At 42.7% G+C, this 11,600-nt stretch carries 9 protein-coding genes; 6 read left to right on the top strand and 3 right to left on the bottom strand.

What is annotated here, in order from left to right:
* Positions 1-79 precede the first annotated feature (79 nt).
* Positions 80-2,254 carry a DNA helicase RecQ gene (gene recQ / locus G3569_RS12770; protein WP_165269741.1) on the top strand — a complete coding sequence of 725 codons (2,175 nt, stop codon included), beginning with the start codon at positions 80-82 and terminating at the stop codon, positions 2,252-2,254.
* Between the two features lie 178 nt (positions 2,255-2,432).
* Here the strand turns inward: recQ and G3569_RS12765 are convergent, their stop codons facing one another.
* A complete protein-coding gene (locus tag G3569_RS12765; RefSeq protein ID WP_165269739.1) occupies positions 2,433-2,759 on the bottom strand; it encodes a GIY-YIG nuclease family protein in 327 nt (108 codons plus the stop codon).
* Positions 2,760-3,354: 595 nt separating this feature from the next.
* Here G3569_RS12765 and G3569_RS12760 point away from each other — a divergent pair.
* The 3 genes from G3569_RS12760 to G3569_RS12750 are packed head-to-tail and all read left to right on the top strand — an operon-like array spanning position 3,355 to position 6,956.
* Positions 3,355-4,545 (top strand): D-alanine--D-alanine ligase family protein, encoded by a 1,191-nt coding sequence (locus tag G3569_RS12760; RefSeq protein ID WP_165269737.1) that lies wholly within the window; start codon positions 3,355-3,357, stop codon positions 4,543-4,545.
* A gap of 39 nt (positions 4,546-4,584) precedes the next feature.
* A complete protein-coding gene (locus G3569_RS12755; protein WP_165269735.1) occupies positions 4,585-6,072 on the top strand; it encodes an ABC transporter substrate-binding protein in 1,488 nt (495 codons plus the stop codon).
* An 8-nt stretch (positions 6,073-6,080) separates the two neighbouring features.
* Positions 6,081-6,956: an NAD(+)/NADH kinase gene (locus G3569_RS12750; RefSeq protein ID WP_165269733.1), complete on the top strand. Its 876-nt coding sequence runs from the start codon at positions 6,081-6,083 to the stop codon at positions 6,954-6,956.
* 66 nt (positions 6,957-7,022) lie between these two features.
* Here G3569_RS12750 and G3569_RS18810 read toward each other — a convergent pair whose 3' ends face one another.
* The gene (locus G3569_RS18810; RefSeq protein WP_276611352.1) at positions 7,023-7,157 is read right to left on the bottom strand and encodes a hypothetical protein; all 135 of its coding nucleotides are present in this window, start codon (positions 7,155-7,157) and stop codon (positions 7,023-7,025) included.
* 292 nt (positions 7,158-7,449) lie between these two features.
* Here G3569_RS18810 and mdh point away from each other — a divergent pair, with 292 nt between their 5' ends.
* Both mdh and G3569_RS12740 read left to right on the top strand, forming a co-directional pair.
* The gene (gene mdh / locus G3569_RS12745; protein WP_165269731.1) at positions 7,450-8,406 is read left to right on the top strand and encodes a malate dehydrogenase; all 957 of its coding nucleotides are present in this window, start codon (positions 7,450-7,452) and stop codon (positions 8,404-8,406) included.
* A 237-nt stretch (positions 8,407-8,643) separates the two neighbouring features.
* On the top strand, positions 8,644-9,558 hold the full coding sequence (locus G3569_RS12740) for a two-component regulator propeller domain-containing protein (protein ID WP_165269729.1): 915 nt from the start codon (positions 8,644-8,646) through the stop codon (positions 9,556-9,558).
* A gap of 121 nt (positions 9,559-9,679) precedes the next feature.
* Here the strand turns inward: G3569_RS12740 and G3569_RS12735 are convergent, their stop codons facing one another.
* The gene (locus G3569_RS12735) at positions 9,680-11,356 is read right to left on the bottom strand and encodes a formate--tetrahydrofolate ligase (protein ID WP_165269727.1); all 1,677 of its coding nucleotides are present in this window, start codon (positions 11,354-11,356) and stop codon (positions 9,680-9,682) included.
* Positions 11,357-11,600 lie beyond the last annotated feature (244 nt).

Genomic DNA, 11,600 nt, shown 5'->3' with positions numbered 1-11,600 from the left:
GCATTTTTTGTGTTTATATAAATAACTGCCTGATATCGTTTTGTTTAATCCGTGATACATTCAAATTTCGATTCAATCAATGATTAAAGAAGCACGCAACAAATTAAATAACGTTTTTGGATATGAAGATTTCCGTCCCCTGCAAGAAGAAGTAATTACGCAGGTTCTTGATAAGGAAGACGCCTTGGTTATCATGCCTACCGGTGGCGGTAAATCTCTTTGCTACCAGATACCGGCACTCCTTTTCGATGGCCTCACCATTGTCGTCTCACCATTGATCTCGCTAATGAAAGATCAGGTAGAACAGCTGCAACAGTATGATATTCCAGCCATTTTTCTTAACAGTACGTTGAGCCCCGACGAATACCAGCGGAATGTAGATCGGGTACGTAACGGAGAAATTAAAATGCTGTACCTGGCTCCCGAAACGCTCATGATGGATAAAACGCGGAAGCTGCTTGCCACCCAAAATGTTGATCTTTTTACCATTGACGAAGCACACTGTATTTCGGAATGGGGACACGACTTTCGACCGGACTATCGCGAACTAACTGAAATCCGCAAGGATTTCCCCAATGCCACCTGTCTGGCTCTTACGGCTACTGCTACTCCCCGTGTTCGTGAAGATATTGAAGATATTCTAAAGCTCGATAACTCAGAAACATTCCTGGCCAGCTTCGACCGTAAAAACCTCTTTTTAAAAGTGGCCGACAAAGAAGATCCGCTGGAGCAAACCCTGGATTTTCTCTATACCCGTAAAAAGCAATCGGGTATTATCTACTGTTTCTCTCGAAAGCAGGTAGAAGAGCTCTATGTAGAGCTCAAAAAAGAAGGACATTCGGTAAAACCCTATCATGCCGGACTCTCAAAGAAACTCCGTAACCGGAACCAGGAAATGTTTATTCGCGATGATATTCAGATCATCGTTGCAACCATTGCTTTTGGGATGGGTATTGATAAACCCAATGTGCGCTTTGTAATGCACTACGATCTGCCCAAAAATATTGAATCGTACTACCAACAGATTGGCCGGGCCGGCCGCGACGGTCTCCGTGCCGACTGCCTGGTACTCTATAGCCGGTCGGATAAACAAAAGATCCAGTACTTCATCAATCAAAAAGAAGGCACAGAGAAAAAGGTAGCTGAAAAGCACCTGAAGGATATGCTGAAGTTTATGGAGACCGACGAGTGTCGCCGAGTTCCGCTGATGGGCTATTTTGGAGAAACCTATAAAAAAGATAATTGCGGAATGTGCGACAACTGCCTCTCTATTGATGCCGAGGTAGAAGATTTAACGGTACATGCTCAGAAGTTTCTATCCTGTGCTGTACGCACCGGCGAACAATACGATGCCTATTATATTGCCGATATCCTCCGTGGTTCCACCAAAGAACAAGTGCTCGAAAACGGTCATGATGAACTGCCTACATATAATATTGGCAATGAGTGGGCCAAAGAGCAATGGATCTTGCTGGCCCGCATGCTGGTGAACCAGGAATACTTAGACCGGAACGAAAGTCACGGTCCTCTATCCCTAACCGACCAAGCACGGGCCGTACTCGATGGAAAAGAAAATGTGTTTGGCGCCCTTGATCGCAGTGATACCGTAGTCGGCGACCAGGCTATGGAACGTACTACATCCGAGGTTGAAAAGAATTATGAAAAAGATCTCTTTGAACAACTTCGTGATAAGCGGAAGGAACTGGCCGATGAACAGGCCGTACCTCCATATGCTATCTTCCCGGATACTACGCTCATGGAAATGGCCTATTATTTTCCACAAACTACGGATAACCTAATTCCTATTTATGGTGTGGGGACGGTTAAGAAAAAGAAGTATGGAATGGACTTCCTAAAAATCATTCGCGAATATTGTAAAACGAATGATATTGAAGAGCAGGAAAAGGTATTAAAGGAAAAGAAGGAAGAGCTTTCTAAAAAAGAGAAATACCAGCGAATCGGGGAATCCTTTAATGAAGGAAAATCTGTGGACCACCTGGCTGAACAGTACGGAGTAAAGAATGTGACGATCATTAAACATCTTAAAACGTATTTAGAGGATGGCAATGATCTGCGGCCGGAGGGTATCGTTAAAGCTTCTTCGCTTTCAACCCGCAAGAGGAACAAAGTGCTGGAAGTCTTTGATGAGGTAGCACCCCATATGCTGCGGCCAATTTATAATAAGCTGGATAAAAAGGTGGGCTATGATGAGTTGCGTATTATACAACTCTACTACATGGCGCAGCAGAAATAGCTAGCTATTTCAAAAATCATTTAACTTTTGAGGCACGGGCCCTAAGCTCGTGCCTTTTTTATTGGCTCTATTTTTACACCCTTTCTTTCTGAGATCCTGAAACAAGTTCAGGATGACAAGTTTTTTTATTTTTCAAAAGCTCCATGTACTCTTTGCGCACTCTTCAAATAATACTTGCTCAAAAATAATTTCTCCTAAGTAGAATTTTGGGCCAAAGATCTCTAAACTTTGGATTATGTTCTCTTATTAAATTGAGCTTCCACTCCCTGTGCCAATTCTTAAGCTGTTTTTCTCTGTTAATGGCTCTTTCAATATGTTTAAAAGACTCATAGTGAATTAAATACTTAGTTCTATACTTCTGGGTAAATTCTGACCCTAGTCCTTGTCTATGCAACCAAACTCTCTTAACTAAGTTACCAGTAACACCAATGTAGAGAACTCTTCTCGTTTTGTTGGATAGGATATAAACATATCCTCTCTGTGTGACAATGTTTTGAAAACGCATCTTACTTTTTATAAGTAAGAGCTTGTTAAACTCTAATCCTTACAAATAAATATCTCTTTTAAACCTCTTGTCATCCTGAACTTGTTTCAGGATCTGTAGTTCGTCTTTTCTATTATTCAATCTATCACGAAAACAAATAGCAAAAACTACAACTGACATAGAGCTCAGGGAAGTACCTATCAGCAAACAGTTAATAATTCGATTTGAAGATCACCTGCCACTGGACTTACCCCATAGTAAGCAGCCCGGACAGAGTTCATTATACACACCCCAGTTTTAAGATGGCTAAGTGACCTTAGTGTCTTAGTGGTTGACTTATAATTATGTAGTGAAAAGTATGAAGTATTAAAAATGTACCGACCACCGACAATCGACAATCGACAACCACTAACAGACAACAGATGATTGACGACGGTTACTCCAACTTCCAACATCCCACCTTCGCTTATCACGAGTCACGCATCTTGTCTCAGCATACACTAATAACTTAATCACCTAATCTCCCTCTCTAAATAGTCCACTTTCCTTATCACATCTGAAGTGATCTTTTATTATCATTAAGGCGATTGGTAAATGTAAAAATCCAGACTGTTTTATGAGCTCAAAAAACATAGTCATTGCCTTTGGTGGGGTCTCCCCCGAACACGAAGTATCCGTGCTCTCTGCTATGCAGGTTATCGCCTCCTTAAAAGAGAGCAGCTTTAATCTCATCCCATTGTATATTAGCAAATCGGGACGTTGGTTAACGGGCACACCTCTACTGGAACTTGAAAATTATAAAGATCTCGATAAACTTCGAGAACAGGCAACCGACTGTACTTTTTCTCATAACAAGATGGGAAAACCAATCCTTCTTGAAACAGAAAAGAAAAGTTTCTTTGGAAGCCCGGAGGAATACCCCATTTATGCAGTCATCCCCGCTTTTCATGGATCTGAAGGGGAAGATGGCTCATTTCAGGGTACCTGTGAGACCTATAATATCCCCTACGCCGGCAGCGGGGTCTTTGCCTCCAGTATCGGCATGGATAAAGTTAAAGCCAAAGAACTGTGCCGTGCCCATAATATACCCGTAGTGGATGAGTTCGACTTCTTTGAAAAAGAATGGGAAAGAGACCGCGATACCGTACTTCACTATGCCCAACAGCTCGAATACCCGGTAATTATTAAACCGACAAGATTGGGCAGCAGTATTGGCGTTACTAAAGCCACCGATGAACAAGCACTCATCGAAGCCATAGAAACGGCTTTTCGCTATGATAATAATTTGATGATCGAAAAAGCGGTTAGTCCGTTAATGGAGATTAACTGTTCGGTGCTGGGCACCCCTGAAGAATTGCAAACCAGCGTTTGTGAACGACCATTGGGACAAGAGGATACACTCTCCTTTGAGGATAAGTATCAATCCGACGGCGGACAGAAAGGCATGGCTTCTGCCGACCGCGTTATTCCTGCTGATATTTCTGATGAACTGACTGAAAAGATTCAATCGCTGTCAGAACAGATCTTTAAAGTTTTTCGCGCCAGCGGGGTAGCACGACTAGACTTCCTGATCAATGAAGAAACCGAAGAAGTCTTTTTTAATGAGATCAATACCATTCCCGGCTCCTTCTCTTTCTATCTGTGGGAAGAAAGCGGAATGAATATGAAAGAATTAATGCTAAAGTTAATCGACGTTGCACAAAAGCGTCATCAGAAAAAAATAGGGCGTATCCGATCGTACGATACGAACCTACTTGATGAAAAGGCCATCAAAGGTATTAAAGGGCTTAAGGGATCAAAAAATTAGCGGCGATCCAAATTATTACCAACAAAAATGTAATTATCTATGAAATCATTAACGTTGCGCTCTAAACTACTATTTACGCTTTCTATACTTTTCATAGTAGCTGCATGTAAACAACCTGAAACGGTTGTGGTAGGCGACAATCCAACAACAATTGCTGCCGATACAACCGACAGGCAAGATACCAATAAAAATGAAGCCGGGTTCAGGAAACTACTCATTGGAGAAGGTCAAAAAATATATTCTTTGGACCCCCTCTTTGCTGATAATACCGCCTCGATGCGAGCCATTCAGTTGGTTTACGAAGGTGTCGTCCGCCTTAATGCCAATGGCGAGGTAGTAGCCGGGCTTGCCAAAGACTGGTCTGTAAGTAGTGATTCTCTACGCTATACCTTTACCCTCCGTCCCGAAATATTCTACCAAGACAGTGAGATATTTAGCACCGGTACGGGGCGCAAAGTTAAAGCTCAGGACGTTAAGTATATTTTTAAGAGAATGGCCAAAGCAGACACCCCCCCATGGGCTGCGCAACTCTTTATGGATATACGAGGATTTGAACCCTATTACAGGGAGCAACGCATGGTATATAATCCTGAGAAACGGAGTATTGACGATATTTCCGGTATTTCTACTCCTGATCAACAAACTGTTGTATTTCAACTCGAAAAAAAAGATAGCCGTTTTCTACAAAAGTTGGCCACGCCATACGCTGTTATCTATCCTAAAGAAGCAGTGGCAGAAGAACCCGCTAACTTCTCTCCTGTGGGTACGGGGCCTTTCAACTTCTCAAAACAACCTACCGATTCCACCTATATCTTTTCGAAGTTCAGCAATTACTACAACGCTTCGGGGGTTAATCTCAACCGTGTAGACATAACAACCTGCTCTAATGAGCAAGTGCTTTTCAGAGCGTTGAGTACAAACAAGTTGCATTTAACACCACAAATGGGCCCACAGCTGACCCGAAGTACCATACAAAACGAACGCTTAAAACCATCATATTCCAGCCGATATACGCTACTCAATGGCGGTCCCATTACCTATACACTCCGCTGGAACCAACACAGTAGTATACCTAAATTACAGGCACAGAACATCGGTCGCATCACTACTTCCGACTCAATCACCTTTTTTAAATCTCTGCCGGATGAATATATAACTTCAAACCCTATAGATACCACGACCCCGGATACCACCTCTCTTTCCCAGGCATCACCGATCTACACAATGTATTCTGATGATCCCTATATACGCACCTTCCTGGGAAGTTTATCAACTACTCTGTCTAAGCAAAATATTTCCCTGAAGATGATCCAACACCGGGCCCCAACCCGTAATACCGGACTCTTCTTTACCAAAAGCTATCCTCTAATACCTGATAGCCAGTGGGACAACTATCTCCCGATCTACCAGTTTTCTGTAGACCAACTGGCATTATACCGCAATGAAATTGAACAACTCCATTTCAATCAGTATCCTTGGTGGTTTGATCTTCGGGATGTAACCATGCCTGCTACAGAAAATATGTGATCGAATTTATGAAATTTGCCATCATTGCGAATCCTAATAAGTATTCAGTTAAAGAACCTTTTATTAATTTGCTCAACTGGGCAGATGAGCACGAAGAGGTAAATGTCATCTTCTGCACTGAACTGCAGGAGCTATATAATGGAGAGGAACATCCTTCTGCTGTTGTAGTGGAGAACGAGCAACAAGCCATTGATCAAGCCGATATCATTATTGCTATCGGTGGCGACGGCACCATGCTGTACACCGCACGGCTGATGAAAAACATTCCGAAACCGATCTTAGGCGTTAACAGCGGTCGCCTGGGCTTTATGGCCTATACCCAAAAAGAACAGCTCACAAAAGCCTTAGGCAACTTGCTGGATGGCAAGTATCGCATTGACAAACGCTACCTACTTGAAGCAGAAGACCAAGACGGTACCATATATCATGCTCTAAATGAATTTCTATTCTCCAAAAAGGATTCAACCTCAATGGTGAAAGTGCACGCTGAGTATGATGATATGTTTATTAATGACTATTGGGCTGATGGCCTAATCGTGGCGTCTCCTACAGGCTCTACCGCTTATAACCTTTCTTCCAGCGGCCCCATTGTGATGCCCAATACAGATGTGATGGTGCTCAACCCCATAAACCCGCATACCCTTACCACCCGACCGCTTGTACTGCCATCTAACAAGTCATTGAAGGTACAAGTCAATGAACAAGATCACGAAGTACTCTTTTCTTATGATGGTCACATCAAAGAGATTGAGTCCTATCCATTTGAAGTAGCTATTCGACGCTCTAACTTTACCATAGACCTCATTGAATTGCCCGACCAGAGCTATTTTGATACCCTTCGCCATAAACTGATGTGGGGCATGGATTCGCGAAATCGCTCTTAACTATAAGTTCAAAGTGTTGAAGTTCGAGAGTGTTGGAGTACTTAGTTATCAGTTAACAGTGACCAGTTATTTGTTATTAGAGGGCTTTGCAAAACCTTTGATTTCGTCATTCTGAGCTTGTCGAAGAATCTCCAGTATCCATCTGCTGCCGTTGAAAGGGAGATCCTTCATTACAGTCAGGATGACTGCCTGGTTTTGCAAAGGTCCCTATTAGTAATTGGGGATTAAGAAGTTGAGTAACAGAGCAACAAAGTGACAAAGCAGGACTTTTTTAATTCTTAATTTTTAATTCTCAATTCCTAATTATCCTGAGTCCCAACATCCAGCCTCTAACCTCCAATCTCCAGCATCGAACTTCGACACTTCAAATTCCAACATCCAGCCTCCAACATCTAACTTCCAACATCCAAACCTCAAGAAGGTAACCCCTGATATTCAAGACAGAAAATCTTATCTTTAGCCTAAATTTATAATCCCTAAAACTATTAGTCTCATGAAAGTAACAGTAGTCGGTGCCGGTGGAAATGTCGGCTCAACAGTATCCTTGTCAGTTGCACAGCGCGATTTCGCCAAGGAAGTTGTAATGGTTGATATTGTACAAGAACACAATGGCGAAAAGATTTATCCCTCTAAAGGTCGTGCGCTTGACCAGTGGGAATCGTCGCCCATTCATAAGTTTGATACCAAACTGACGGGAACCGTTGATTATGAAGATACGGCCGGTTCTGATGTTTGCGTTATTACGGCCGGAGTTCCCCGTAAGCCGGGAATGAGCCGCGATGATCTGCTCGAAACCAATGCTAATATTGTACAGGATGTAGTTAGCAATCTTGTTGAGCACTCTCCAAACACTATTTTAATCATTGTTTCCAATCCGCTTGATGTAATGGCCCAGGTTGCCCTCGAAACCAGTGGTTTCGACTCTAGCCGAGTTATGGGAATGGCCGGTATCCTGGATACTGCGCGATACCGCTCCTTCTTGGCCGAAGAGATTGGAGTTTCACCAAAAGATATTCAAGCACTTCTGCTTGGTGGACACGGCGACACGATGGTTCCGCTGCCTCGTTTCACTACTGTTTGCGGTATGCCTATCAAACAGTTCATTGACGATGACAAGCTCGAAGAAATTGTAGAGCGCACCAAAGGCGGTGGCGGCGAACTTGTAAACCTGATGGGGACCTCTGCATGGTATGCACCCGGTGCCGCTGCCGCACAGATGGTTGAAGCGATCGTACTAGACCAAGATCGTGTCTTCCCATGTGCTGCACACTTAAACGGCGAATACGGGCAAGAAGACCTGTTTCTCGGCGTTCCTGTGAAGCTTGGTGAGGGTGGAATCAAAGAGGTAATAGAAGTTGACTTAAACGAAGAAGAACAAGAACTTTTAAATGAGTCAGCCGACCACGTTCACTCTGTACTTAAAGAGTTCCGTCAGCTGATGGACAAATAAATCGCAATAAATTGAGGACGTAAGGCCCTCACTACTTGCATTTTAAAAAAAGGACTCCGCAGACCATACCGGAGTCCTTTTTTCTATTTAAAGGGATACTAATCCTCTGCCAGCCCTGCTTTTTATCTTCTCATACAAATATTACACCTAAGTCCACCTTCTTTATTCCCCTTTCTTTGATTTTTATGATTCGGCAAGACATATTACTAACAAGATAGTAATGTAATTCCTAATTATATGCGATACCTGCTACTGTACACCCTATTGCTTACTCCGGCATTAGGCTTTTCCCAAATATATGTTCTCAACGATGACAACCAGATTCTTGATAAACAGACCATTACTTCTGTCGCTATTTTTAACAATAAGATTTGGTTAGCAACCCACGGTGGTTTAATTAAACTCAACAAAGCCCTAACCGAGCATCAAATTGTCGATGACACTTACATCCTCCCCGGCCAACAGATATTTGATCTTACCATCCATTCAAATAAACTGTGGCTCGTTGGTAATACAGGATTTGCAAACTTTGATGGCACAAAGTGGGAGAAAGAAACACCTAAAGAGTTTACATTTCTGCCTCGCAAAATGGTCTTTGATTCTACCGGTACACTTTGGATTGCCGGAAACAGAGGGTTTGAAACAACATTATTAATTGCCTGGCAAGATCAAGTTCTGCAGCAGCACGATAACAAATCAGGATTATTCATAGATATTGTCTCTGGCTTAACTACTGATCAAACAGGCAATATTTGGTTATCCACCTATCGCGGCCTCAATAAGTATAATGGGAACCAATGGCATTTATATGATAAATCTACTGGCTTACCTTCAAATCATATTACAGGTGTAGTAATCGGCCCAAAGGGCATGGTATGGATTGGTACCAAACGAAATGGTATCAGTATCTTTAAAAATGAGGAATGGCATCACAGAATAGGTCCAAATCTACCCCAGATCCTGAACTTTTCAAAGCAGGGGGAGCTTATTGTGGCTCGTTCTAAAAAAGAGTTTTCCATTTTTGAAAATGGAACCTGGGCACTATATCAGCCTAAACTATCAAAACAACAAATAATTACTGCAATTACAATCGACAAAACCAATTTCTATATAGGAACTAATAAAGGGTTATTGGTTTACCCAAGAGAGTAATACTAATTTTGTTTAAAAAATCATGTTCTATCGATTTCAAATTCTCATCATAAAACAAAAGAAAAGACTCCGGCAGACCAACCCGGAGTCTCTATTGCTTAAATATGTATTTCTGTAAATGTTAGAATAGGCCCGTTATAACCCCATCTTCGTCAACATCCATATCCATGGCAGCGGGCCGCTTGGGGAGTCCCGGCATCAGCATCATATTACCACAAATAATAACCAAGAATCGCGCCCCGGCAGAGAGCTGAACATCGGTTACCGTCAGAGTAAATCCTTCGGGTGCTCCCTTTAATTTAGGATTGTCAGAAAGTGAGGACTGTGTTTTAGCGATACAGATAGGCAGATCTCCATATCCCAACTCTTTGAAACGTGCTAAGTTTTTGAGTGCTTTCTTCTCAAAATAGATATCACCGGCCCCATAAATTTCAGTCGCTACCTTCTGAACCTTTTCTTCCACGGGCTCTTCAAGATCATACAACGTAACTTTTGAAGGGTTGGGATTGTCATCAGCAAGTTCCGCTGTTTTATAAGCCAGTTCTGTTACTCCTTCGCCGCCCTTGGCAAAACCTTCATGCGGGGCACATTCTACACCCAGTTCTTCGCAAGTTGCAATGATCTTATCAATATCTTCTTGCCGGTCACCTTCAAACTTGTTGACAGCTACAACAAGGGGCACATCAAACTTCTTCATATTCTTGATATGTGCCTTCAGGTTCTCCAGTCCCCTTTCGAAAATCTCTGGATCGTTATAACCATTTTGTGCCTCATCTACGGATAATCCGCCATGATGTTTAATAGCACGACAGGTAGCTACGAGAACAACTGCAGACGGCCAGATATCTGAAGACCGACATACTATGTCAAAGAATTTTTCAGCTCCCAAGTCGGCCCCAAAGCCTGCTTCTGTGACCACGTAATCGGCTAACTTTAATCCAATCTTATTGGCAATAATGCTGCTCGTACCATGGGCAATATTTGCAAATGGTCCGGCATGAATGAGAGTAGGCACGTGTTCCAGTGTCTGTACCAAATTAGGCATTATTGCTTCGTTAAGTACCATTGCCATCGCTTTGTGTGCACCAAGATCACGTGCTCTTACCGCTTTACCGGCACGATTATATCCCACAACGATATCTCCGAGCCGCTCTTTCAAATCAGCTCTTGAAGTAGCAAGGGCCAAAATAGCCATAATCTCTGAAGCTGCTGTAATTAAGAAGCTACATTCCCGCGGCACGCCATTCACTCTGCCGCCAAGCCCAACCACGGTGTTTCGGAGTGCACGGTCATTCATATCCATAGCTCGGTTCCATAGTTCGTTAGTCACATCAATATCCAGCTCGTTTCCTTTGTAGATATGATTATCGAGCATCGCTGCCAAAAGATTATGAGCCGTCGAAAGTGCATGAATATCTCCATTGAAATGGAGATTAATACGCTCCATCGGTATCACCTGGGAATATCCCCCACCGGCTGCCCCTCCTTTTATTCCAAATACCGGTCCCAGCGAGGGCTCTCGCAGCGTAATAAGTGGCTTTTTGCCAATCTTTTGCAAACCCTGTCCCAACCCAATAGAGGTCAATGTCTTCCCTTCTCCGGCTGGGGTAGGCGTCATTGCCGTAACGAGAATCAGCTTGCCATCCTGGCGATCCTTAAATTTTTCCATAACGTTCAACCGGATCTTACCGGTATACTTACCATAGAACTCAAAATTCTCTTCATCCAACTCCAAATCCGCCATAAACTGGCGCATGTGATTTAACGGGGCCTGTTGCGCAATCTTTATACTTTCCATAGTGATATTTTTTAGTCAATCTTTTAGCCAACCAGTTTTTTCAACCTACTTGATATGCCCCCACAACCGATCAAGGTGTAAAAGCAACTCTTAATTTAAGACAAAATAGTCTTTAATACTAATTGAAATACAGTTAAGAATTGTGATAAGCTGCAACAAAAAGCAGTATAAACTGTATCTTAATCAAAGAGCTCTATTGACCTGCTTGATTGCTAGCAGCTTTCAGAAAGAAGGGAGCTTATGT

This window comes from Fodinibius halophilus, from assembly GCF_011059105.1.
Taxonomy (GTDB): domain Bacteria; phylum Bacteroidota; class Rhodothermia; order Balneolales; family Balneolaceae; genus Fodinibius; species Fodinibius halophilus.
The sequence above is the reverse complement of the archived record's forward strand: the minus strand, read 5'-3'. Positions and strand labels throughout refer to the sequence as shown.

What these genes read in the sequence shown, in the direction of transcription:
- recQ (WP_165269741.1), top strand. Translation starts at nt 80, where the DNA reads ATGATTAAAGAAGCACGCAACAAATTAAATAACGTTTTTGGATATGAA.
- G3569_RS12765 (WP_165269739.1), bottom strand. Translation starts at nt 2,759, where the DNA reads ATGCGTTTTCAAAACATTGTCACACAGAGAGGATATGTTTATATCCTA.
- G3569_RS12760 (WP_165269737.1), top strand. Translation starts at nt 3,355, where the DNA reads ATGAGCTCAAAAAACATAGTCATTGCCTTTGGTGGGGTCTCCCCCGAA.
- G3569_RS12755 (WP_165269735.1), top strand. Translation starts at nt 4,585, where the DNA reads ATGAAATCATTAACGTTGCGCTCTAAACTACTATTTACGCTTTCTATA.
- G3569_RS12750 (WP_165269733.1), top strand. Translation starts at nt 6,081, where the DNA reads ATGAAATTTGCCATCATTGCGAATCCTAATAAGTATTCAGTTAAAGAA.
- mdh (WP_165269731.1), top strand. Translation starts at nt 7,450, where the DNA reads ATGAAAGTAACAGTAGTCGGTGCCGGTGGAAATGTCGGCTCAACAGTA.
- G3569_RS12740 (WP_165269729.1), top strand. Translation starts at nt 8,644, where the DNA reads ATGCGATACCTGCTACTGTACACCCTATTGCTTACTCCGGCATTAGGC.
- G3569_RS12735 (WP_165269727.1), bottom strand. Translation starts at nt 11,356, where the DNA reads ATGGAAAGTATAAAGATTGCGCAACAGGCCCCGTTAAATCACATGCGC.